General features: G+C 67.3%; 20 protein-coding genes and 1 tRNA gene. 4 read left to right on the top strand and 17 right to left on the bottom strand.

What is annotated here, in order from left to right:
- Positions 1–11: 11 nt before the first annotated feature.
- Complete coding sequence (locus D3877_RS10445; protein ID WP_158599859.1) at positions 12–854, bottom strand: FkbM family methyltransferase; 843 nt, start codon at positions 852–854, stop codon at positions 12–14.
- 178 nt (positions 855–1,032) lie between these two features.
- Here D3877_RS10445 and D3877_RS10440 point away from each other — a divergent pair, with 178 nt between their 5' ends.
- The 4 genes from D3877_RS10440 (at position 1,033) to D3877_RS10425 (ending at position 6,141) form a co-directional block, all read left to right on the top strand.
- Entirely contained in the window at positions 1,033–2,379 is a 1,347-nt protein-coding gene (locus tag D3877_RS10440) for an MATE family efflux transporter (protein WP_119830518.1), read from the top strand.
- A 138-nt stretch (positions 2,380–2,517) separates the two neighbouring features.
- Positions 2,518–5,325, top strand: coding sequence for a DNA gyrase subunit A (gene gyrA / locus D3877_RS10435; RefSeq protein ID WP_119830517.1), 2,808 nt, complete (start codon positions 2,518–2,520; stop codon positions 5,323–5,325).
- 25 nt (positions 5,326–5,350) lie between these two features.
- Positions 5,351–5,917: a pantetheine-phosphate adenylyltransferase gene (coaD, locus tag D3877_RS10430; RefSeq protein WP_119830516.1), complete on the top strand. Its 567-nt coding sequence runs from the start codon at positions 5,351–5,353 to the stop codon at positions 5,915–5,917.
- Between the two features lie 148 nt (positions 5,918–6,065).
- Positions 6,066–6,141, top strand: a tRNA-Lys gene (locus tag D3877_RS10425).
- A 212-nt stretch (positions 6,142–6,353) separates the two neighbouring features.
- Here D3877_RS10425 and D3877_RS10420 read toward each other — a convergent pair.
- The 16 genes from D3877_RS10420 to D3877_RS10350 are packed head-to-tail and all read right to left on the bottom strand — an operon-like array spanning position 6,354 to position 22,610.
- Entirely contained in the window at positions 6,354–6,926 is a 573-nt protein-coding gene (locus D3877_RS10420) for a hypothetical protein (protein WP_147395149.1), read from the bottom strand.
- Positions 6,927–6,937: 11 nt separating this feature from the next.
- The gene (locus tag D3877_RS29810; RefSeq protein ID WP_158599857.1) at positions 6,938–7,615 is read right to left on the bottom strand and encodes a hypothetical protein; all 678 of its coding nucleotides are present in this window, start codon (positions 7,613–7,615) and stop codon (positions 6,938–6,940) included.
- On the bottom strand, positions 7,615–8,361 hold the full coding sequence (locus D3877_RS10410) for a hypothetical protein (protein WP_119830514.1): 747 nt from the start codon (positions 8,359–8,361) through the stop codon (positions 7,615–7,617). The genes D3877_RS29810 and D3877_RS10410 overlap by 1 nt, the downstream gene beginning before the upstream one ends.
- 12 nt (positions 8,362–8,373) lie before the next feature.
- Entirely contained in the window at positions 8,374–8,826 is a 453-nt protein-coding gene (locus D3877_RS10405) for a hypothetical protein (RefSeq protein WP_119830513.1), read from the bottom strand.
- Positions 8,823–9,680: a hypothetical protein gene (locus D3877_RS10400; RefSeq protein WP_119830512.1), complete on the bottom strand. Its 858-nt coding sequence runs from the start codon at positions 9,678–9,680 to the stop codon at positions 8,823–8,825. The genes D3877_RS10405 and D3877_RS10400 overlap by 4 nt, the downstream gene beginning before the upstream one ends.
- A complete protein-coding gene (locus tag D3877_RS10395; RefSeq protein WP_119830511.1) occupies positions 9,677–11,242 on the bottom strand; it encodes a hypothetical protein in 1,566 nt (521 codons plus the stop codon). Before D3877_RS10395 ends, D3877_RS10400 begins: the two co-directional genes overlap by 4 nt.
- Positions 11,239–17,586, bottom strand: coding sequence for a tape measure protein (locus D3877_RS10390; RefSeq protein ID WP_119830510.1), 6,348 nt, complete (start codon positions 17,584–17,586; stop codon positions 11,239–11,241). Before D3877_RS10390 ends, D3877_RS10395 begins: the two co-directional genes overlap by 4 nt.
- A complete protein-coding gene (locus D3877_RS10385; protein ID WP_119830509.1) occupies positions 17,583–18,047 on the bottom strand; it encodes a DUF1799 domain-containing protein in 465 nt (154 codons plus the stop codon). Before D3877_RS10385 ends, D3877_RS10390 begins: the two co-directional genes overlap by 4 nt.
- Entirely contained in the window at positions 18,047–18,385 is a 339-nt protein-coding gene (locus D3877_RS10380) for a hypothetical protein (RefSeq protein ID WP_119830508.1), read from the bottom strand. The genes D3877_RS10385 and D3877_RS10380 overlap by 1 nt, the downstream gene beginning before the upstream one ends.
- Before the next feature lie 25 nt (positions 18,386–18,410).
- On the bottom strand, positions 18,411–19,658 hold the full coding sequence (locus tag D3877_RS10375) for a hypothetical protein (protein WP_119830507.1): 1,248 nt from the start codon (positions 19,656–19,658) through the stop codon (positions 18,411–18,413).
- Positions 19,659–19,661: 3 nt separating this feature from the next.
- On the bottom strand, positions 19,662–19,859 hold the full coding sequence (locus tag D3877_RS10370) for a hypothetical protein (protein WP_119830506.1): 198 nt from the start codon (positions 19,857–19,859) through the stop codon (positions 19,662–19,664).
- Positions 19,856–20,290, bottom strand: a complete 435-nt coding sequence (locus D3877_RS10365) for a phage tail terminator protein (protein WP_119830505.1) — start codon at positions 20,288–20,290, stop codon at positions 19,856–19,858. Before D3877_RS10365 ends, D3877_RS10370 begins: the two co-directional genes overlap by 4 nt.
- Complete coding sequence (locus D3877_RS10360) at positions 20,287–20,856, bottom strand: phage virion morphogenesis protein (RefSeq protein WP_119830504.1); 570 nt, start codon at positions 20,854–20,856, stop codon at positions 20,287–20,289. The genes D3877_RS10365 and D3877_RS10360 overlap by 4 nt, the downstream gene beginning before the upstream one ends.
- Positions 20,856–21,296, bottom strand: a complete 441-nt coding sequence (locus D3877_RS10355) for a gp436 family protein (RefSeq protein ID WP_158599855.1) — start codon at positions 21,294–21,296, stop codon at positions 20,856–20,858. Before D3877_RS10355 ends, D3877_RS10360 begins: the two co-directional genes overlap by 1 nt.
- Position 21,297: 1 nt before the next feature.
- Positions 21,298–21,720: an HI1506-related protein gene (locus D3877_RS29805; protein ID WP_158599853.1), complete on the bottom strand. Its 423-nt coding sequence runs from the start codon at positions 21,718–21,720 to the stop codon at positions 21,298–21,300.
- Positions 21,717–22,610, bottom strand: a complete 894-nt coding sequence (locus tag D3877_RS10350) for a Mu-like prophage major head subunit gpT family protein (RefSeq protein ID WP_119830502.1) — start codon at positions 22,608–22,610, stop codon at positions 21,717–21,719. The genes D3877_RS29805 and D3877_RS10350 overlap by 4 nt, the downstream gene beginning before the upstream one ends.
- Positions 22,611–22,615: the final 5 nt, after the last annotated feature.

Here is a 22,615-nt window from a genome sequence, read left to right as displayed (position 1 = left end):
CGCCGTGACCGTCAGGGCGTCGGCCACGAGTCGTCCGACAGGATTTCCGGGACGGAGATGGTGATCGCCAACTCTTGAGGGGCGCAGAACATGTTGAACGCCCCCTCGCCGGGAAAGATGTTTTCGGTCGCGCCGCGAAAATTGCCCGGATTGAAATAGACCGGCGTGTGCCACCACAGGCGATAGCCCAGCGCCCGCACATGGCGGATCAGCAGCGGGGCGCGGTCGCGCCGGTCGTTTTCCAGATACAGCATGGGGCGGTGGCGGGCGATGGTCGCGCGCGCGCCGTCCAGCACGTCGGCCTCCATCCCCTCGACGTCGGCCTTGATGAGACGGCAGCGGGGCAAAGCGAGGCTGTCGATGGTTTCCACCGCCACCGTCAAGCCTTGCGCGCCCTCGTTCCCCTGAAGGCTCAACCCGCCGAAATTGTTGGGCCGGGTGGGGTCGAGCTGCGGCACGGCGATGCTGCCCGGCGCGGCGCCCGCCGCCGTCGGGCGCGCCTCGATGTTGGCGAAGCCGCCCAGCAGGGCGTTGCTGCACAGCATTTGAAAGGGAATGCGCTGCGGCTCATAGGCCACCACCCAGCCGTCCGGCCCGACCGCCTTGGCCAGAACGACGGTCAGCGAGCCGATGTTGGCCCCGGCCTCCACCACGATGTCGCCGGGGCGGACGAGAAAGCGCAGGAACGACGCTTCAGCCTCTGAATATTCGCCATAGACGTCCAGCGAGCGCCCGACATAGGCGTCGTTCGGGTTGTACATCATCCGCCCATGGCGGCAGGGGCGGATGCGGGCGAATCCGCCGGGTAGGTCGAGCGCGTCGTCGGTCATCGTCTGCGGCGTCTTTCGCGGCAAGGCTGTGGTCGCCTGACTATCGGCGCGCCCTGGGTTCGGCGCAAGCCCGCGCCATGCGTCCGGCGCAACCGTCCCCGTGGTTTTGTGTACAATCCTTGACCTGTTGGTCAGGCCGTTCAGAATGGCCAGCCTTGCGGCATTTTGCCCATTTTTGAACCATAACCCTGCGTGACCGATCATGACCGCCCCCCTTCTGTCCACCGCCGAACGCCTGCGCGCGCATGTGGGGGAGCTGTTGCGGCTGGCCGCGCCGGTCATCGTCTCGCGCGCCGGGTTGATGGTGATGATGGCGGTCGACACCGCCATCGTCGCCCGCTATTCCGCGCAGGAGCTGGCCTTTTACGGGTTGGCCCATCTGCCGGGCAACATCATGGTGGGCACCGGAGTCGGCCTGCTGATGGGCACGGTGATGATCGCCGCCCACGCGCTGGGCGCGGGGAACGAGGCCGAATGCGGGCGCTCCTGGCGGCGGTCCATGCCCTACGCCCTGCTGCTGGGGGTGATCTTCGCCTTGATTTCCTTGCTGGGCGTGCCGCTGTTCCGGCTGGGTGGCCAGACGGAGGAGATGGCGCAGGGTGGCGCGGCGGTTCTGGCGGTTCTGGGTCTGGGCGCGCCGGGGATGATGCTGTTCATCACCACCGGCTTTTTCCTGGAGGGCATCAAACGCCCGCTGCCGGGCATGGTCGTGATGATCCTGGGCAATCTGGCGAACGGGTTGCTGGCCTGGGCGCTGGTCTGGGGCCATGGCGGTTTTCCGGCCATGGGCGCCGTCGGCTCGGCCTGGGCGACGACCATCGTGCGCTGGGCGATGGGGCTGAGCCTCGTCGCTTACGCCTGGTGGATGAGCGACCACGCCCGTTGGCAGGTCCGCGTTCCGGTGGCCGATTGGTGGTCGGGGGCCGGGCGGCAACGCCATCTGGGCTACGCCGCCGGTCTCAGCATCGGGGTGGAAAGCGGGGCCTTCGCCGCGCTCGGCCTGTTCGCCGGGATGGTGTCGCCGTTGGCGCTCGGCTCCTACACCGTTGGGCTGAACCTGATCGCGCTGCCCTTCATGGCGGCGGTCGGGTTGGGGTCGGCCACGGCGGTGCGGGTCGGCGTCGCCTATGGTCAGGGCGACAAGCGCGACATGGCGATGGCGGGCTGGACCGGGTTGGGCGTGACCAGCGCCATTCTGGCGGCGGTCGGCGTTCTCTATTACGCGCTGCCGGAGCAGATCGGCGCCATCTACACCACCGACCCGGAGTTGCTGGCCAGCGTCGCCCCGCTGATCGCCTTTGGCGCCTGGATTCTGGTGGCCGACGGCGGCCAGACGGTGATGTCGAACGCCCTGCGCGGGCGGCACGACGCCTGGATGCCGACGGCGCTGCATTTCATTTCCTACGCCGTGGTGATGATCCCGGTGTCGGCCCTGCTGGTCTTCGGGCTGGAGCGGGGGGCGCGTGGTCTTTTCGAGGGAATTCTCATCGCCAGTGTGGTATCGGTCAGCGTCCTTTCGCTGCGCTTCGCGCATCTCAGCCACCGCTGACCCGTCCGCGACGGGGCGGGCGGCGGCCCGCGTTGTGTGCATGTGCGAAAGATGCTATGTTTCTGGTGCAACCTTCGGCCCGCAGGGCCAGCGTGACCGCGTCGCGGCGGCACGCCGACCGAAGAATGAGTGTCCTGCTTGAGCAACGCGCCCCTTTCTCCCGCCTCCGACATCGCTCCGATCAACATCGAAGACGAGATGCGCAAATCGTATCTCGATTACGCGATGAGCGTGATTGTGAGCCGCGCTCTGCCCGACGTTCGCGACGGGCTGAAGCCGGTGCACCGGCGAATCCTCTACGCGATGAAAGAGGGCGGGTACGACTCGACCAAGCCCTATAAGAAATCCGCCCGCATCGTCGGCGACGTGATGGGTAAATACCACCCGCACGGCGACAGCGCGATTTACGACGCCATGGTCCGCATGGCGCAGGATTTCTCCATGCGCCTGCCGTTGATCGACGGGCAGGGCAATTTCGGCTCGATGGACGGCGATCCGGCGGCGGCGATGCGCTACACCGAGGCGCGTCTGGCCAAGTCGGCGGAGGCGCTGCTCGACGACATCGACAAGGACACCATTGATTTTCAGGCGAGCTACGACGATTCCGGGCGCGAGCCGACCGTCGTCCCGGCGCGCTTCCCCAACATCCTGGTCAATGGGGCCAGCGGCATCGCCGTCGGCATGGCGACCAACATCCCGCCCCACAATCTGGGCGAGGTGATCGACGCCTGTTGCGCCTACATCGACAACAACGACGTCACCGACGAAGAGTTGTTGGAGATCGTCCCCGGTCCCGATTTCCCGACCGGCGGGCTGATTTTGGGCCGCTCGGGCAGCCGGGCGGGTTTGAGCTTCGGGCGCGGCTCGGTCATCCTGCGCGCCAAGACCAACATTGAAGAGATCCGCAAGGACCGCTTCGCCATCGTCGCCACCGAGATTCCGTTCCAGGTCAACAAGTCCAAGCTGATGGAACGCATCGGCGAGGTGGTCAACGACAAGATCATCGAGGGCATTTCCGATCTGCGTGACGAATCCGACCGCGACGGCGTCCGCGTGGTGGTCGAGCTGAAGCGCGACGCGGTGCCGGAAGTCGTCCTGGCCCAACTGTTCCGCCACACCCAGCTTCAGACGTCCTTCGGCGTCAACATGCTGGCGCTGCGCGGCGGTCGCCCGGAACTGATGAATCTCCGGCAGATCGTCGAGGCCTTCGTCCAGTTCCGCGAGCAGGTCATCACCCGCCGCACCGAATTCCTGTTGGGCAAGGCGCGCGAGCGGGCGCACACCTTGGTCGGCTTGGCCGTCGCCGTCGCCAACCTCGACGCGATGATCCAGTTGATCCGCAGCGCCCCCGATCCGGTGTGGGCGCGCGAGGAGATCGCCGTCCGCGAATGGCCGGTGCACGACGTCGGCCCGCTGATCGAGTTGATCGACGAGCCGGGCCGGGGCGTCAGCCCGCAAGGCACCTACCGCATTTCCGACCAGCAGGCCCGCGCCATCCTGGATCTGCGTCTGCACCGCCTGACCGGGCTGGAGCGCGACAAGATCGGGGCGGAGTTGAAGGACGTCACCGACCAGATCGCCGATTTCCTGGAAACGCTGGCCAACCGCCCGAAGCTGCTTGGCATCCTGCGCGACGAACTCGTCGAGATGAAGGAACGCTTCGGCACGCCGCGCCGCACCGAAATCCAGGAGCTGGAGTTCGAGGCCGACATCGAAGACCTGATCCAGCGCGAGGAGATGGTCGTCACCGTCAGCCAGTCGGGCTATGTGAAGCGCGTTCCGCTCTCCACCTACCGGGCGCAGAAGCGCGGCGGCAAGGGCCGGTCGGGCATGTCGATGAAGGCGGAGGACGCGGTCAGCGACCTGTTCGTCGCCAACACCCACACGCCGCTGCTGCTCTTCTCGACTCGCGGCATGGTCTACAAGCTGAAGGTTTACCGTCTGCCGCTGGGCAACCCGCAGGCGCGCGGCAAGGCCTTCGTCAATCTGCTGCCGCTGATCGACGGCGAAACCATCACCACCGTGCTGCCCTTGCCCGAGGACGAGGCCGCGTGGTCGGATCTGCACGTCGTCTTCGCGACGTCGAAGGGCAACGTCCGCCGCAACCGCATGTCGGATTTCGCCAACATCCGCTCGAATGGCCTGATCGCCATGAAGCTGGAGGAGGAGGACGAGCGTCTGATCGCCGTCCGCACCTGCCAGGAAAGCGACGATGTGTTGTTGGCGACCAGCGGCGGCAAATGCATCCGCTTCCAGGTTGACGACGTCCGCGTCTTCGCCGGGCGCACTTCCACCGGCGTGCGCGGCATCAAGCTGGGCGACGGCGACGAGGTGGTCTCGATGTCGATGCTCCGCCATGTCGAAGCCTCGGCGGAAGAACGCGCCGTCTTCTTCAAGATGCGCCGCGACGAAGGCGTCGAGATGGAGGGCGAAGCCGCCCCTGAGGCCGACGAGGTCGCCGCCGATTCGGTGACGCTGACGCCGGAGCGCTACGAAGACCTCAAGCGGCTGGAGCAATACATCCTGACCGTGTCGGATCGCGGCTATGGCAAGCGCACCTCGTCGTACGAATACCGGGTGACGGGCCGTGGCGGCCAGGGCATCTGGAACATGGAGATGGGCGAGCGCAACGGCTCCATCGTCGCCACCTTCCCGGTCGAGGCCAGCCATCAGGTGATGATGGTGACGAATGGCGGGCAGGTGATCCGTATGCCGCTGCACGATGTGCGGGCGGCGGGCCGCAAGACGCTGGGCGTCACGCTGTTCCGCGTCGGCGCGGAGGAGCGGGTGGTGTCGGTCGCCTCGATCGCCGAGGACGAGGGTGAAAACGGCGATGTCGACGCTGTGGATGGCGTTGTGGACGTCGTCGATGGCGATGCGACGGGTGTTGGCCCGACGGACGGGCAGGGCGACAGCGCCGGGACTCCCGGTGACGCGTCCGAGTAACGGAAGGGCGAAGAAAGGTGCTTCCATGGTGACGAGCGTGTCCGAAACCAGCGCCAAGGGCCGGATCGGTGTCTATCCCGGCACCTTCGACCCGATCACCAACGGCCATCTGGACATCATCCAGCGCGCCTCGCGGCAGGTGGATCATCTCATCGTCGGCGTTGCCCGCAACGCCGGCAAAGGGCCGCTCTATTCCACCGACGAACGGGTGGCGATGGTGCGCGAGGATGTGGCCGGTCTGACCACCGCCGCCAGCATCGAGGTGCGCGCCTTCGACACGCTGTTGATGCATTTCGCCATCGAAATGAACGCTGGCGTCATCATCCGTGGCCTGCGCGCCGTCTCGGACTTTGAGTATGAGTTCCAGATGGCGGGCATGAACGCTCGGTTGAATCCGAAAGTCGAAACGATTTTCCTGATGTCGTCGGAACGCCACCAGTTCATCTCCTCGCGCTTCGTGAAAGAGATCGGGCGACTGGGCGGCGACATCCGCCATTTCGTCTCGCCGCGCGTGGCCGAACGTCTGGCCGAACGTTTCGCCTTGGAAGCGGTCAGCGAGGGCGGCAGCAAGCCGGTGCAAACGCTGTCGTAACGATTTTGGGTCGGCGTGGGGGAGGGCGGCATTTTCTTGCACGCCCCCCTCAAACCCACGCTTGACCTTCGCGACGCGTCTCCCTATGGTGCGCCCACCTTGAACGGGACGCGGCCTTTTCAGCGCCCCTCCTGTTCAGCAGAGTTTCGATCCGGTAGCTCAGTTGGTAGAGCACGTGACTTTTAATCATGTGGCCGTGGGTTCGAATCCCACCCGGATCACCATAATATCAAGGACTTAGCGGTCGTGTCGGTGGAGGTGTCAAACTCCCGTCAGACCGCATGTCAAACTCACCTTTCCCCGGGTGGGCCTTTTCCTTGCTTCAGCCGGTGAAGCGCGCCATTTGTTTTTGGAGGACGCGCCACTTCAAATTGGAGCAACGTGATTTCTCGCGGCAGCCTGTAGCGCGCCACATGGTTTGACGGTTTCACGCCGCTCACGGCCAGCCCACCGACAGATCGACGGTAGTCGGATCAGCCGCCATCGCCACCGCCTCCTCAATCACACCAGACGCCGCGCGGACGGCCTTTATCCGGTCCCACACGGCTTGGCCTTCGCGATATTCACTCCGCAGCGGCTCAGGCAGATCATCGCCACGCACCCCGTAAAGCAGCATCAGCTCGGCAGCGCGGGCGGTTAGATTTGCCTGCCGCCACAATGGCGCGATTTTCAGGATGCGCCGCTCGGCCTCAGCTTTGACCAGTGCGATCCGCTCGGCCACCATCACCGATCTCTCGGCGTCGGTGATGGGCCGCGCGCTCCAATGCGGGCTGGCCGTCGTCGCGCCGACCGTCCAGCCGTCGCGCTCGACGACGTGGCCCGGCGGCGGCTCGGGAGGCGGCCCCTCAACGACGTGCACATAGCCTGTTTCGGGGTAGCCGCGATCTGTCAGATCGGTCAGTTCGCCGGGCGACAGGTTGAGAGCTGCCAGCCAACCCGGCAAGACGACCGGAGTACCGGCTCGCGGTTCGCGGGTCGGTAGCGAGACTTCGAGATAGATAGCGTTCATCGTGCCTCACTTCAAACTGGGATAAACCGGAGGAGGCACAGATGCGCTCCGCCTTGGCCGCCACCCTCACCGCCACCGCCGCCACCGCCACCGTAGTTCTGCCCGCCGCCGCCCGAGCTTGGCCCGCCGCCTGCGGATCCACCGCCACCACTATAGGGGCCGGTGCTGGCGGTGGAGGCCATCAGGCCAGGCCCCGTCAAGCTGGCGGCGGACCCACCGCGCTCGCCTCCGCCGGACCACCGACCGCCTTGACCACCGTTGTTGTTGATTTGTCCGCCGGTCGCGACGCCACCGATCCCGCCGAATGGGTCGCCAGCGGCCTGCGACGACGAACCATTTTGACCGCCGGTCACGGTCACGCCGTCAATCGAGATGCTGCCGCGCGTATCGTAATAGTTCGTGGCGGTTGTGCCCGGGTCGATTGTGAGTATGAGCTTTTCGTTCGGTAGCACGCGGCGGCGCTTGTAGGCGCAGCCGCCGCCCCCGCCGCCGCTTAGAAAACCCCGACCGCCGGGAGAAATGACGATGATTTCCACCTCGCACGGGTAGAGCGGCGCGTATATTTCGGAGGAGGACAAGTAGATGCGCTCGACCGCGACGGGCTTCCAGCCACCGTTTTGCATGCTCGCCGCTGGCTGGCCGATAAGCTGCGGCGCGCGCGGTAGCCCCGTTAGAAAATCGCGGGTCATCAGCGGATCGCCACGGATGCGCGCAGGTCGATCCTGGCTGGCAGCGCCGACACGGCGGCCACCAGCGCCACGATCACCGCATTGCTCTGGCCCATCTCCCACCCGGCGTCGGGCTGCGAGGGGGCCGATGGATCCTGCGTACCACCAATGAGCGGCACCGGAGGCGTACCATCGGCATTGCCAGCCGAGGCAGGTATCGCACGGCGCGTGTGCTGGGACACTCGAAACAGCCGGGCGCCGGGCGGGAGCGCGGCATCGACCGTGAACGGCGTGCCGCTGACGCTCAGCGCCAGGGCTGAGACCGCCGTGACGATGGCGAGCAACCCCGTGTTGGCTTGGGTCGCCGAACCGATATTGCGGGCCAGGGGCGGCCCGAACAGCATGAGAGCGTTGCCCACCGTCCAGCCGTCCGAGATAAACGACCCGGCTGTGCGGGCGACGCCGCTGGTCGTGAGCGACATGACGCCCGCGTTGCTCTGGTCAGTCAGCCGCTCTCCATTGTAGATCAACAACGACTTTGCCGAGCCATCCGTGCTGGAGACGCTGCCATCAATCACCCGACCGCCGCCACGCAGGATGCACTGCCGCACCGCGCCTTCGCCGGGCAGAGCGGTCTCGCCAGTGATGGCGGCGACTATGGATGGCGGCAGGCAGTCAACAAAGATCTTTGCATTGGTGCCGTTTGCGGCGATCAAGTTCTCGGTGAACAGTGGAAATGCAGCGGGGGTATTCAGCAGATTTGACATGCAGCCTCACACTTACAGTTTGACGCCGACCGCGCCAAGCGCGGCCAGCCGGTTGAGTTGGTCGATGCGGTAGGTGAGACCGGCGGGCAGCGCAGCCTGGACGTCAGCGACGGAGGCCGCGCCGATCTCCGCCCGCGCGCCTACCGCATCGACCGCCGCGACCAGTCGCGCGCCCGTCTCCGAGACAGGCACGTTCGCGGCAAGCGCGCCCGCGACGCTGGCCTGGATGATGGCCATCTGAGCGATGGCGGTGGCGGCTGCCGCATCGACCGCCTGCGCGGTGTCGCCGACGTGTTGGGCGGCGACGCCCACGGCCTCCAGCGCCGCCGGAAAATTGACCTCGTGACCGGCCTGCGACCCGTCCACGGCCTCATCAAAGCCGCCCGGATTTGCGGCGCTGACCGGCTCGCTGTTCCAGTAGCGCGCGGCCAGTTTGGCCACCGCGTCGGTCCATGTGATCGTCATCCCACCATCTCCTCAATTTTGAGCGACGCCCGCCACATGCTCGGTTGCACCTGCCGCCGGGCGACCGCCTCGCGCAGAAACCCCACGAACGCCTCGCGCCACAGGTGCCGCGTCTTTGTCGGCTCCGGGATCACCGCGACCGGCCCGACCAGATCAAGCCGCGCCGACAAATCCTGAAACTGGGCCGCTTCGTCTTCGGTCAGATCTTCAAAGGCGAGCGTCTGAACGCGCATGGGCCGACGGTAGGCGACGATCCGGCCACCGCCCGGCGTTCGATCCAGCTTGGACTGGATTTCCGGCACGATTTCGCGGCCCCAATCGAAGCCCCATTCCGGGACCGTGGCCTCGGCGAGAAACAGGTGGCCAAGGTCGAACGGCGCGCCTTTGTTGTCGATCTCGACCCGCGTCACCAGCGGGCGGCAGCGCGTCGGCAGGTCGAGCACCGGGATCGCGTAGCCCGCCAGATCGCGCGCCGTCGGTCGGCCAGACCACAGGTTGCGGGCCGTCCAACGCAGGCCGCTCGTCCGCCAGCTCCGGCCCAAAATCCGCCGCCATTCCGGCGTTGGCGCGCCGGGCGCCAGAACCGTGCAGGCGTCGTTTGCGGCGTAGGTGATCCGCACCTCGGCGTCGCGGCGTAGAGTGGTGCCGGACACCATCAGCGCCGTCACCGGGTCGCGCGCGGGCGTCACGATGTCCAGCGTGGCGACGCCGCTGGCGGTCCAGCGCGCCACGTCCTCGATGACCGTCGGCAGCAGGACGTCGTCCAGGTGGATCCAGCCATCGCCGCGCAGATAGCCTTCCAGCGCCAGATTGCGGTCCAGGATGCGACAGAGCGCGCTACGATCCACGCTCATCCGAACAGCTCCAATTCGATCAGGTGTTCCGCTGGCGCGGCGGGGCGCTTGCCCCAGACCACCCAAGAGCCGGTCAGACCTTCCAGCGGATAGGACAGCGCGACCTCTTGGCCGTGGGCCAGCGCCAGCACCGCGTCGGTCATTTCGACGGCGACCCGCAGCAATTGGCGGGGCGAGCCATCGGGGCGCGGCCCAAACAGCGTCAGCAGTTGGGCGGCCAACGCCGCCGCGTCGGCCTCAGCCCGAAGCGCGGTGTCGATGGTGATCTCACGCGCTTGGTCGCCCCAGATCGCCTTGACCGCCGAGGCCAAAGCCACGGCGGAGCGCCACTCTTCGGCCAAGCGCGCTTCCGTTGCCGTGCCAACCAGCGCGCCCGCCAGATCGCTACGCGCATACGTCTTGTAGATGCGACCCCACCGAACGGTGACTTTCCAAACGGGCCGGGCGATGGTGGCGTCGGCCACCGAAATCTCTTTGATCTTCCGTTCAGACAGCGCCAAAACGGGCGCGCCAACCGGAGCGGCGAGCGCGCCGACCTGCCACAGACCAGCGGCATCGGGCAACACCCAGACCGCCGCCGACGCGGCCACCACGTCCCACGCCTCGCGGTAGGTGTTGGGCTGACCCAACCACACCCCGACCTTGGCCGTCGTATTCCAAGCCGCGAGGCTGGCCCCGATCCGCGCGCCATGGCCGCGCCGGGTCAGCAGCCAGCGCAAGATTGACGGCGCGGTGTCGCCCGCCGCTGCCGCGCCGCGCAGACCGAACGTCGGCAGCGCCCCCAGCGTCCCGCCGATGCGCACATAGCCGCGCGTCAAATCCGTGGCGTATTGCGTTGACGAGGGGGTTGCGGCGTCAAAAACCGTGCCCGTGCTGTCCGCCGACAGCGTCAACCCAGCCGCGCCGCCCCGATCCCAAATCGTCGTGACGGCGGCAAGGGTGCCCGCGCCCACCCCATCGTGCAGTTGCGCGACCCGCGCCACCTGATTGACCCACACGCCCTGAACTTGCGCGTCGGTCAGATCGCCCAGCGCCAGCGGTTTGGTTTGCCCTTTGATGCCGCCCGGCTCGCCTTCATAGCCCGTCGCGCCGCTGTTCGATCCGCCATAGGTCGCCTCCTGGATCATGTCCTCCAAATCGGCGCGCGCATCGAGCATCGGCGCGGTCAGCCGCCCGGCTTGCTCGCCGCCAATGTCCCAGCGCAGGTCGCGCGCGCCGCAGGTCGCGACCGGCGTCCAATCGGCCAAAGGTCGGCCCGACCGCCCACGCCACAGTCGCACCGCCACAGGCCGACAGTCGCGCAAATAGGACAGCGATCCGTCGCCGTTGGAGACGGTCAGGTTGCCGACGCCAATCGACCCGCCCAAGCGCGACGGATCGCCCAGCGCGCGGGTCTGATAGGACGGCACCTCAACCATCCGGTTGGCGTACTTTTGATTGGGTCGGTCTGGACATGACGACGGCATAGGACGCACCGCGCCGTGGGACAAATACAGCGTCTCGGCCACCCCGGACGGTCGCCGGTAATCCAGCTCCGCGATCCAGGCGATTTCATCGGTCACGCCGCCCTCCGTTCCAGGACCGTGACGAGGTCGCGATTGATCCGGCGGCTTTCGGTCAACTCCCGCAGGATCGCGGCGTTTTGGCCGATCATCGTGTCGAGCCGCGCGGCGATCAGCCCGCCGATTTCCAGCACCGCGCCCGACGTGCCTCCGACGGCCATCACCACCGGCGTCATATCAACCGGCGCGGCGCTGCCGCCGGACGAAACCACCGCGTGGATGCCCAGCCGCCCGCCGATGTTGGCCAGCGGCATGATGGCCTCCGGCCCCGCCTCGCCGAGTTCACGGAATTTGGTCGGGCGCTGGTAGACGCCCTGGCCCAGCGCCGCCGCGCCGGTCGCATAGCGCTCGGCGCTCCAATTGCCGTCCGCGTGCTGGACCAGTTTCCAATTGCCGGGCGCGCTGGTCGCGAAGCTCCCGGCGGCGCTGGTGGTCGTCGCCCCCGCCCCGCCGCCGGTCGAGCCGTTGGCCAGCCGCGCGTCGATGCTCGCCAGATAGTCGCGTTGAGCTTCAGCCACCGACAGCGCGCGGCTGGCCGCATCCACCTGCTCGCCCGCGCGACCGGCCAGCGTCGCCTGCATCGCCAGCACGCGGTCCTGTCGCGCCTGATATTCGGGCTGGTCGGCGTAATAGGCGCGGGATTGCTCCAAGTAAGGCCGCCAGAGCGAATTGAAATCGCTGGCCGCTTTGTCGCGGTCGTTGTCGTTGGATGCCGTAAAGATGCGGCTGTAAGCCGACGACATTTCGCTTTCGGCCAGATCAAGGCGGGCTTTAGCGCCAAGCGTGGACAAGTTGGCGTCAAGCCGCAGCGATGTGACAGCGGCGAGCGCCTGCTCGCGGATGCGGGACCAGCCGTCAGAAATCGACCGCTGCGCGCTGATCTGGGCGTCGTTGGCGGTGGCTTGCGCGTCGTTGGCGGCCTTGGCCGCAGCGGCTCGCTCGTCAGCCGCAGTCTTGGCCGCCGCGTCCTGTTCGGCCAGCAATTGCCGCTGGCGGTCCCAACCGTTGGTCAGCAGACCGACGCCCGCCTGATACTCGGCCAGAGTGATCGTCCCGGCCCGGTAGGCCGCGACCAAATCGCTGTGCGACGCCCGCAAGCTGTCCACAGAGGCCGCCCCAGCGGTCAGCGCCGCCGACAGCGCCCCCCAGCTCGCCGCAAATCCACCCACCCGCGCCGGGTCCAGCCCGGCCAGACGCAGGGCGTCGTCGGGGTTGGCCTGCCAGGACGGGTTGATGGCCGTCTCAATGGCCGACCGCCCGGACAGCAGCGCCTTGGCCGTCTCGGCGGAGCTGGTCCAACTGGACGCGATGGCCGTAACGACCTGTTGATACTGGTCGCCCAGCACCAGGCCCGCGCGAAGCGCCGCGCCCAGCGCCGCCTGCGCCGTCGTCACTTGCCCAGTCGCCGCCGCGCCCTGCCGGGCCGATGCGTCCAACGCCTCCAACGCCACCCGCAACGGCGTCAAGCTGGCCGGGTCCAACGACAGGTTTTTCAGCGCGTCAGTCACCGACAGCCGGGCCGACGGGTCCAGCGCGCCGCGCAGGCTCAGCCCGCCGACGCGCTCCACCTCGGCGATCTGGGCGTCGGCGGCGGCCTTCTGCGCGCCGACATAGGCCGTGAGCTTGGCCGCGACTTCATCGGCGGACAGCCCCAGCGACAGCAGCGCCGGTCGGAACGCCTCGAAATTGATCTCGGCCTGTTTGGTGACGGCGGCCAGGCCACGCAAAGGCTCCACCGCCGGGCCAAGCCCCATCATCGCGTTCAGCGCCGACGTCAACGCGGGCTTCAGCTCGCTGTCGGTCGCCAGCCCCAACCCCGCCGCCTTGTCGCGCCAATCCAGGATGTTGGTCTTGATCTGCTCGCCCAGCGCCTTGCTGCTGTCGGTCCAACTCTTGATGTCGTTGTCCAGCGGGTTGAGCGCCCCGCGCATCTGATCGAAAGTCGAGCGGAAGGCGCTGGCGAAGTTGACGTCTTCCAACAATTTATCAGGGCTGGTCGCCTTGCTGTTTCTCAACGCGGTGACGACGTCGGCGTTGACGCCGGTCAAGGTGCCGTCGGCTTGGAAAACGCCGATCAACCGCTTGCCGAAATCGGTGACGGCCTCTTCGGCAGAGCCAAACTCCTTGCGGACGTTGCTGACCAGCGAGATCCACTTGTTGCCCTGCTCAAAAAACTCAATGCCGCCAACGGCGCCGCTGACCGACTTGGGCAGCGACGTCCCGGCGGCGGTGACGATGCCGTTGACCAGGGCGGCGGCGGCGGTCGCGGCGCTGCTGCTCTTGGTCACGTCGCCGCCGTTGTCAGCCGCCGCGTCGCCCAACCCGGCGACGCCCGCCGTAAACTTGACGTTCGCGGCGGAGTTGGGGCCTACGCTCTTCTTGGCGGTGCCAAGCAGCCCCATGATGCCGCCGACGATGGCCCCGACGGCAAGGCCGACCGGACCGCCCAGCGCGCCGAAACCCAAAGCCGACGCGAGATAGGCGGAGCCAGCCCCCAGCGCCGCGCCGGACAACCCGCCGATGGCTTTGCTGTTGGTCGCCGTCCCGATCAGCCCCCCCAACGCCCCGCCGAACGCGCCCGCGCTCGCCGCGCCGAAATAGCCCGACAACCCGCCCGTGATGCCCGTCGGCGTCGCGAGGCTGGTCGCCCCGCCGCCGGTCAACAGGCCGTTGCTGGCAACCATCGGCGCGCCGTAGCTTGCCGAACCGACGCCCAACGTCGAATAGCCCCAGGCGTCCAGCCCGTTCATCAGGCCGCCGGGCGCCAGCTTGTCCAGCGCCCAGCCGCCCGCCTTCGACAGCGCCGTGTTGGTCAGCGTGTTCGTCAGACCGCCGCCCGTCGCCGTCTGCCCGCCGCCGACGCTGGCCGGCGCCTGGATGCCGAAAAGCTGCGGGACCGCGCCGACCACCTGTTGGACGATGGGCATGATGAACTGCGTGCTGGCGATCTCAATCGCCATCCGCTTCAGAAGGTTCCGCCACCAATCCAGGATCGACCCGCCCTTGTCGAACATCTTGGCGGCCAGATCGTCGGCGATGCTCTTGGATGTCTGCTTCACCTCCTTCTGGAAATCGATCAAGGCGCGGGTGTCGGCGATCTGCTCTTGCCACGCCAACCACTGCCGCGCGCCCTCTTCGCCCAATTCGGCGACCTTGCGCGCGGCCTCTTGCTGGTTGCGCATGGTTTCGAGCGCGCGTGACCGCACGCCCTCGGCCTCGCCCATCAACGCCAACTCGCGCTGAGCGAGCGCCAGATTGTCGTTGGCCGCGCGGCGCTCTTGCTCAAGCTTGTTGTTGTCGTTGGCCGCGCGGTTGGCGCGATAGGCGTCCAGCGCGTCGTTCAGCGCCTTTTGCGCCGCCGTTCCGGCCACCGTCGCGTCGGTGCCAAGCTTGCGGATCAGGCCGAGCTTGTATTCGTTCTCCTGCGCCACCCGCACCGCTTCGCCGCCCGCCGCCATGGCGGTGGTCAGGGCGTTGGTGTTGGCAGTTTCCAACACCAACCCGCGCACCGTCTCGTTGCGGATTGTCAGAATGGCGGCGGCTTCTTCACGTTGGTTCGCGGCGGTTTGGGCGGCGACGTTGCCGTTGCCCTTGGCTGCTTCTTCGGCGAGCTTGTTCGCGTAGGCGGCTTGACGCGCCGCTGCTTCGCCCAGACCAGCGGCCTGCGCCAAGCGCATCTGCCCATCGGCGGCCCGCAAAAAGCCCTTTCCGGCCTCACCCGCCGCCGCGCCCGCCGCCGTAACGGAAACGTCGAAATCTTGCTGCGCCAGCCCCGCCGCCACCGCCGTTTCAACGCCCTTCGCCTCCATCTCCGTGATGGCTTTTTCGCGGGTGAGCTTGGCGGCGAGCACGTCATTGCCCGCCGCCTGCGCGCGGGCGATCTTCTCCTCAAGAGGGATGAGCTTCGCACGGGCGTTCGCCTGCGCTTGCGCGCGCTGGGTTTCCAGCTCCTTCGCCTTGTCCAACAGCGTCAGATATTCCGGGCTGACCGTGGTCAGCGGCTGCTGTCCGGCCTTGGCGCGCTCCTGGTTGATCTGTTGCAGGGTGGTCAACGCCGCCCGCGCCGCGCCGTCCGGCACTTGCATTTGGGCGATCTGCCGGTTCAGGTCGGCGACCGCCGAGGCGACCGGATCAATCTTCTGCCTCATCGTGTCGAGCACAAGGTTGATCTGAGCGGCGCTTGCCCCCCAACTGCGCAAGAAGCCTGGACCGGCGGCAAGCGCCCGGTTCAGAACCTGCGTCGATTTCTCGACGTCGGCCTGCTCGTTGGACATCAGACGACCGGACTGGATCGTCAGGCCGAGCGACTTCATGACGTCGCTGGTCGCCTTGTCCAACGCGGAAAAGGCTCCGGTGCCGCGCGCCAGCTTGCTGGCCAGTTCCAGACCAACGGCGTCGCCGGTCTTTTGGCTGACGGACATCATGCCATCAAGCGCCGCCGCCGCCGCCTCGGCGGTCTTTTTCGTTATCGTCGCAATTTCCGAAGCTTGCAGCATGGCGGCGGAGGCGGCTGCGCCACCGAGACCACGCGCGCTAGGCCGCCGCTCCATTGCGGCGGCTGCGGCAACCGCCGCCTGAGCTTTCGCATTCTCAGCCTGAGCGCTTGCCACATCGCCTCGTTGCTTTTCAAGAAGGGCGGCTGATTGATTACGGGTTGCGCCTGCAAGGTCATCAATACGCTTCCGCCCCTCAGCCAAGGTTCTGTTGTAGACGTCTTGGGCTTGGTCAGCGGCGGTGGTGCGGGTCGAAAGATAATAGACGGCCCCAGACGCGGCGAGAAAAGCAGCCCCCCAAGGTCCGCCCAACATCCCCACCAACGCCGTACCGGCGCTCTTCACTCCACCCCATGCCGCGCTCAACAGGGACGCCCGTTGGGCGAGCGCGCCGGACGCCGCCGCCGCGCCCTCGGCGGCGATGGTGAGGTGAGTGTTGGCGGCGGCCACAGCGCCGCCAGCGACGGCGGCCTCGGCCTGAACCGCGCGCAACCGCGTCAACGAGGCGACCTTTTGCGCGTCAGCGGCAATCGACGCCTCGCGCGCCGCCGTTGCGGCGGCTTGAGCCTCCCGTTCCGCCGCGAGCGCCTTGTTGGCCACATAGACGTTGGTGGTCAACGACGTCTTGGCGCGCGCCTGCGTCAGCGCCACCTCCGCCGCCGTCACGCCAGCGGCGGCGCTGGACGCGGCGGCGGCCTTCGCGGCGAATTCCGCCTCGGCCCCGGCCAGCGTGGCGGCGGTGGCCGCCTGCGCCCGTTGGGCGGTAATCAGCGATTGGGCGGCGGCAAGCTTCTCCGCGTTCGCCGCTTCCACTGTCGCGACGGCTTTGGCGTAGAGCGCCACCCGTTGATCGTCGATGGCGGTGGTCAACGCCTGGATGCCGGTCGGGACAACCCGCGCCGCGCCGATGGCGGCCAGCCCCAGCGCCATCTGTCCAGCGACGCCCGCAGCGCCGTCAAGGTTCTTTCCCAGCGCCTGGATGACCTGCGCCAAGGTGGCGGTGACGCCCAGCGCGTTGTTGCTCTCGCCAACCAACTTGGTCATGGCGTTTTGAAGCGTCGTCATCGCCTGCGCCATGGTGGGCGCCGCCGTCCCAAACTCGCTCTCAATCCGTGGGATTTGCGACAGGAAGGCGTCGAAGAACTCTTTGCTCGACACCTTGCCGTCGTTAATCATTTCCTTCAGACGGGCCACAGACCCGCCCGTGGCGGTCAGACCGGCGGCCACCGCTTGGGCGATGCGCGGCGCGCCATCCAACACCGAATTGAACTCTTCGGCATGGACCGTTCCCGACCCCAACGCCTGCCCCAACTGCTGAAGCGCGCCCGCCGCCGCTTCGGCGCTCGCCCCGCCCAAGGCCACCGCTTGGGCGGCGCCGCCGGAAAAGCGGGTCAGTTGCTCCTGGCTTGCGCCGAGTTCGCGGGCTGACTGGGACGCGCGGCTGTAGACGTCGACCACCGAGGTCATGCCAACCCCGGCCTTCTGAGCCGCTTGGAAAAGCTGCTCCTGCACCGCCTTCATCTGGCTGGTGTCTTGGGCGGCCAGACGCAGGCGGTTGCCGATCTGCGTCCAGGTGTCGGCGTATTCGAGCAGCTTGCCCGCCGCCAAGCTGGCTGCGAACAGGACCGCCGCACGCGCCCCGGTGGCCATGCTGGCGGCGACGCCCTCATGGCTTTGCCGGAGCGCTTGGGCGGCGTTGGCCGAGCGTTGCGCCTCCGCCGCCCACAGGCTGCTTCCGCCCGCCGACGCCTTGGCGCGCGCGCCGAATTGATCCAGCGCCGCGCTGGACGGCGCGAGGTCGGACGGGACGCTGCTGTCGGCGCGGACCTTGATGGCGAGCTGAAGCGTCACGACCGCTTGCCCCTCTTCTTGCCAGCCTTGCCCGGTTGGGCGCGCTCCCGACGCGCGTCTTCGCGGGCCGCCATCGCCAGTTCGTCCAGCGCGGCATGTTCCATGACGCGAAGATCGGTGAACAGCGCGGGGTTCAAGGTCATTTTCGACAGCCTCGCCGTGATCTCGACGGCCTCATAGCGCAAGCCGGTGCGGCTTGCCCCGACGAGGCCCAACCCGACCCAATGCCATTGGGTTTCCAGGGCGCAAAACAACCGAACGGCGCGCCAGCAATCCGGGCGGACGAGAAAGTTTGACGTTTCCCCGTCCTGGCCCGCGCCCGCCGCCGCCTTGTTCCAGCGCGCCACCAACTCCGGTGGAGCGCCGAAGGCGGCAAGATCGCTTGCCACCTTCGCCGCGCCGACGGACGGCGGGGCCGTCGCCGGTTTGCCGCCGCGCGCCCACCAGCGCGCGGCGGCCATCAGTTTTTTTTGCGTTGCGCCGTGCCGGAGACTTCCTGGTAATAGGCTTGGATGATCGGCAGCCGCGCCCATTCCATCGCGTGGGCGGCGCGCAAATTCTCTTCGCAGAACTCCAGCGGCCCCCCCTCGCCATCCTCGACCCGTTTCCAGTCGATCACATGCTCCTCAAACCACTCCCAATCGGTGACTTGATTGTCGTCCTGCTTGGTGTCGATCAGCTTGAAATGGATGTCGAAATCGAATTTGACGCGGGCGGCGCCGGGCTTTGTGGCGGGGGCGTAGCCGGTGACGGTGGCCCAGAAGGTGGTGGGATCGGCCTTTTTCGAGACGATGAACATGGTGAAAACCCCGTTTTAAGAAGGATCAAAGGATGGAGAAGACGACTTCGTCGTTGCCCAGCGTCGGTTGCAGCCCGGCCTTGATCTGAAGCGTTTTGATGTTTTCGTCGTCGGCCAGATCGACTTCCTGCAACTGCGCCGTCGCCTCGACGTCGATCCGGTTGCCCGCGACCGTGCCGTGACGCACCCACAGCGGAACCGTCGCGCTGCTGTCCACCAGCGCGTAATAATCCTTCTCGGCCAACGGCGGCGCGTCGATGGTCAGGCTGGCGGTGGCGTCGCGGCCCGACACGCGGATGCCCCGCCTGTTCACCACCTGGCGCAAACCGACCTTGTTGCCGAGCTGGATCGTCAATTCCGACAGGGCTGGGGCGTAGCCGTCCAGGCGGAAGACCGGCACCGTCTCCGGCGCGCTTTCATCGGGATCCTTGAAGCCGGAATAATCGCAGTCGGTGGGCAGACCGCTTGCCGTGATCGGCACGAACAGGCCCCACGACTGCACGTTCCAAATCGGGAAGCCCTTTTTGCTGATTTTCAGGCCGATTTCAGCGTGACAGCCCAAACCGACATGCAGCGTGCCGTCCAGGTTGGCGTAGGTGGTGCAGCTTTCCACGCCGCCGCTGACCGGGGTGTACAGCACGCGCTCCGGCGTCAGGGCGATGGTCAGTGCGTCGCCGAGCGCGAAATTGACGGAAATGGCGCTCGGCGTGATGACCGCGCCGCCGGGAAGCGTGAACGGGGACGCGGTGGTCATCACCACGCCGGTGACGCTGTAGGCGGCGTCGCCGGGCGTCTGCGGCGCGGACACGGTGAAGGCGGCCACGCCGCTGCCGCCCGCCGTCGTGCAGGTCAGGGTGACGGCGCGCTTGTACGCCCCGTCGAATTTCGTCGTTTTGGCATAGGTGAAGCGCCCCAACGCCCCGTTGGCCGGAACCGCCGTGGCGGCGATGGTCGCCAAGCCAACCACCGCCGTTTGCGCCAACGCGCCCATGCGCAGGATCGGCGCGTAGGCCGGAGCGACGCCCGGTGTCCCGGAACCCGCCGCTTCGATTTCATAGTCGAAGGTGACGTGCCTGCCGGTGCGCAGCTTGGGGCGCGCGCCCCAGAAATTGCGGTAGAATTTCCGTTCGATCTGTTCCGCCGCCATCGGCTTGATGCGGACATTTTGGGCCAGGATGGCGTTGGCCGTGGAGCTTGGGCCAGCGTCTTCGCCATACGCCGTTTCCGCCTTCACCATCAAAGCCAGCTTGTCGTAATACTGCTCGTCAGCCATGGCTCAAGGCTCCTGCGGACGGCGACGGCGCGCGGGTTCCGGCGTCGAGGCGATGGTTGGTTCGGCGGTGGTCGCGCCGTCGTTGGCCGTTTCGGCGGTGCTGTCCGGGGCGGCGGTGGGGGCGGAGGCGTCAACGACCTGATTGGTCGCCTCGTCCAGCGCGTAGCAGCCGCCGCGCCCCGGCGTAGGGTTGTCCTTCATCCAATCCTCCTGATGCTCTCGGTCGCGCGGAAGCGGTCCATCCACCAGAGCGCGCCGAACCTGTCCAAATCGACGGTTTCACCGCCAAGAAACAACGCCGGGCCGTCCGCGCCCTCGGGCGTCCACCCCACCAGCGCCGCCCGGATTTCGCCCCGCGCACGATCCAGCGCGTCCCCCGCGTCCACCCCGCGCGGATCGGACAGATCGGTGACGCACAACACCACGCCGAAGGTGACGGCGTTGCGTTGGGCCACGCCGTTGGCCAGCCGGTTGTCGCTGGCTGTCTCCGACACCGGCACCACATAGGCGGCGGGCTGGACGTTGGTGGGCGGGTTCTGTTTCAGCGCCGCCAACTGGGCGAGGCCCTCGACCAGCCGCAAGGACGGGGCTTGCGCCTTCAGGCGGGCGACGACGGACGCGCGGCGGATCACGCCACACCCCCGGCGATGGCGCGCGCAAGGTGGCGTTCGATCAACCGGGCGATCCGCCCCTCGTCTGCGCCGTCAATCCCCAGAAACGGGCGGGCCGGGTAGACCGCCTTGTGACCGGCGACGGCGTGCTCTTCCGCGAAGTTGGCGCGGCTCTTCTTCACGAACCGCCAGTCTTGGAAGCGATTCATGGCTCCTTTGACCGTGCGATAGGTGACGACGGTGCGCGCCGGACGGTCGATGGCGCCGCCAAATTGATGAAGCGCGGCGTATTCCTTGTTGGTGCCCACCTCGGCCTCCATCGCCGAGGAACGCGACGTGATGGACGCCTCCAATTGGCCGCTGTCCACCAGGGTCTTGCCGCCCGTCTTTTTGGCGCGCGCCGAGGGCGGCCAAGCGACGCCGCCCGGTCCGCTTCCCGTGTCAAAGCGGCGACGGGTGGTTTCCTCCATGTCTCCGGCGGTTTCCGCCATGACCGGACCAAGGTCGGCCCCGGCGGCGATCAGGCGCGCGAACAGCGCGTTCAGGCCGCTGTCCTCGACGGTGAGGGTGATGCGGGCGCCGGTCATCACAACCCCCGCAAACGGTCGCGGCTGAACACGCGCTCGGCTCCGGCCACGCGCGCGCCGCCGGGCGACGCGCTGGACGGCGGGGCGGAGCCGACAAGACCGACCGCGCCGGGCAGGTCGGCCTGCCCCTCGGACACCCGCCGCAAATACGCGATGGCGTCGGTGTAAGCCAGCCGGGCCGGGGTCTTTTCATCAACCCCGTCCTGGTGCAGCCGATACCACGCGATTTCCGTCGCCAACGCCCGCAGCCGGGGCGACGGGGGATCGACCGGGACCGGGCAGCGCTTGGCCAGCCAGCCGTCGATCTCCGCGTCGGCGTCGGCCAAGGCGCGCGCGATCACCGCCTCGTCGGCGACGCCGTCGCGGTTCCGGTCGGCGTGTTGCAGCAGCAGCGGCTCGCCGTAGCGGTCGATCAGATCGGACAGGCTCGCATAGGGCATGTCAGGTTCCCTTCGCCTTGCGGACCGGGGCGCGGGCCGGGGCGTCCTCAACCGCCGGGGCGGGCGCGGGTTCATCGACGCTTGGCGGGGCGGCTTCGTCGGGTTGGTCTGCCCCACCGTCCGCCCCATCCTCGGGCGCGCCGGTGGGCGGCGGGTTGGGCGCGTGCGCTTCCCAGCCGGTCAAGACGCCGCCATCCGGGAAAAGGACGTCCGCCATCACCGTGGCGATCTCCGACCCCGTGAGCGCGCCCATCGCCAGCTCGCCAACCACTTCAACCACCAAAGCGGGGTCGTCGAGCAGGACATCGACCTGTTCGGGGCTGAAGGCGCCGGGCGGATGCAACGTCGGGGTTGGCGGGTGCCGGACGCCGCAACGGCAATGGCCGCGCGGCGACCGCGCCCGGATGCGGATGGCCGGGGTCATGGCAGCCACTCCGACAACACGACCGTGACCAACCCTTTCCAGGGGTTGACGACGTCGCCGTCAAGCTTCTCGCTGTTGGCGATCAGGTTGGCGGCCTTGATGTTGGACGCCCCAACCACAAGCTTGGTCGGCTTGATGCCGAGCGGACGCTCATAGTCCGCCTTCAGCGACGACATGTTGACGTAGCCGGTCTCGAAGCTGGTCAGGGTCAGCGGTTGCTTGGAGCCGTAGGCAAGCTGAGGAAAGCTGAACCCAACGTTGGAACGGCCATCCACGCCGTAGATGTATTGCTTCTTGAAGAAGACGTTGGCGTCGTCGGGATTGTCGAGCGCCACAAAGTTGAACGTCTGACGTTCCTGATAGATCACCGGCTTGATGACCCGGCGGTCGTCGATCAAGAACCACGGCGCGCCGTTGCCGCCGCCGCTGTTGCTGTAGAAGGTTTCCTTGCCCGCCGCGTCGAGAACCGGATGATCGGTGTCGAAGAAGGGCTGGCCATCGTAACAGGCGGCGTCCCAGCCCCGCGTCAGAAGCCCCCAGGCCAGCTCGTCGGGGTGCGTGGCGGTCGAACGACCGAACTCCTGGACAATCGGCTTGTAGACGCCAAGCAGGTCGTCGGCGATGTCGTTCCGGTCGAGCGAAATCGTGCCTTCAAAATCCTTGTTGCGGATCGTGTAATCCGACGCCGCGATGCTGTTGACCACCCGGTCGCCGATCCATTCGCGGATGCGCGGGAATTTGCCGAGCCAGCCATACTGGTTTTCCCGCGTCGCGCTGGGGACCGACATGGCGATGGCGGGCCATGTTGGGACAACCGCCGTAAAAGCGCCCTGGAAGTCGGTGCGAAACCCGACATAGATCATGCGGAGATTGCCGCGATTGATTTCCATGCTGT

The sequence above is a fragment of the Azospirillum cavernae genome (genome assembly GCF_003590795.1).
In the GTDB taxonomy this organism is placed as follows: domain Bacteria; phylum Pseudomonadota; class Alphaproteobacteria; order Azospirillales; family Azospirillaceae; genus Azospirillum; species Azospirillum cavernae.
This window is presented reverse-complemented; position numbering and strand designations above follow the sequence as displayed.

What these genes read in the sequence shown, in the direction of transcription:
- D3877_RS10440 (WP_119830518.1), top strand. Translation starts at nt 1,033, where the DNA reads ATGACCGCCCCCCTTCTGTCCACCGCCGAACGCCTGCGCGCGCATGTG.
- coaD (WP_119830516.1), top strand. Translation starts at nt 5,351, where the DNA reads ATGGTGACGAGCGTGTCCGAAACCAGCGCCAAGGGCCGGATCGGTGTC.
- D3877_RS10420 (WP_147395149.1), bottom strand. Translation starts at nt 6,926, where the DNA reads ATGAACGCTATCTATCTCGAAGTCTCGCTACCGACCCGCGAACCGCGA.
- D3877_RS29810 (WP_158599857.1), bottom strand. Translation starts at nt 7,615, where the DNA reads ATGACCCGCGATTTTCTAACGGGGCTACCGCGCGCGCCGCAGCTTATC.
- D3877_RS10410 (WP_119830514.1), bottom strand. Translation starts at nt 8,361, where the DNA reads ATGTCAAATCTGCTGAATACCCCCGCTGCATTTCCACTGTTCACCGAG.
- D3877_RS10405 (WP_119830513.1), bottom strand. Translation starts at nt 8,826, where the DNA reads ATGACGATCACATGGACCGACGCGGTGGCCAAACTGGCCGCGCGCTAC.
- D3877_RS10400 (WP_119830512.1), bottom strand. Translation starts at nt 9,680, where the DNA reads ATGAGCGTGGATCGTAGCGCGCTCTGTCGCATCCTGGACCGCAATCTG.
- D3877_RS10385 (WP_119830509.1), bottom strand. Translation starts at nt 18,047, where the DNA reads ATGGCCGCCGCGCGCTGGTGGGCGCGCGGCGGCAAACCGGCGACGGCC.
- D3877_RS10380 (WP_119830508.1), bottom strand. Translation starts at nt 18,385, where the DNA reads ATGTTCATCGTCTCGAAAAAGGCCGATCCCACCACCTTCTGGGCCACC.
- D3877_RS10375 (WP_119830507.1), bottom strand. Translation starts at nt 19,658, where the DNA reads ATGGCTGACGAGCAGTATTACGACAAGCTGGCTTTGATGGTGAAGGCG.
- D3877_RS10370 (WP_119830506.1), bottom strand. Translation starts at nt 19,859, where the DNA reads ATGAAGGACAACCCTACGCCGGGGCGCGGCGGCTGCTACGCGCTGGAC.
- D3877_RS10360 (WP_119830504.1), bottom strand. Translation starts at nt 20,856, where the DNA reads ATGACCGGCGCCCGCATCACCCTCACCGTCGAGGACAGCGGCCTGAAC.
- D3877_RS10355 (WP_158599855.1), bottom strand. Translation starts at nt 21,296, where the DNA reads ATGCCCTATGCGAGCCTGTCCGATCTGATCGACCGCTACGGCGAGCCG.
- D3877_RS29805 (WP_158599853.1), bottom strand. Translation starts at nt 21,720, where the DNA reads ATGACCCCGGCCATCCGCATCCGGGCGCGGTCGCCGCGCGGCCATTGC.
- D3877_RS10350 (WP_119830502.1), bottom strand. Translation starts at nt 22,610, where the DNA reads ATGGAAATCAATCGCGGCAATCTCCGCATGATCTATGTCGGGTTTCGC.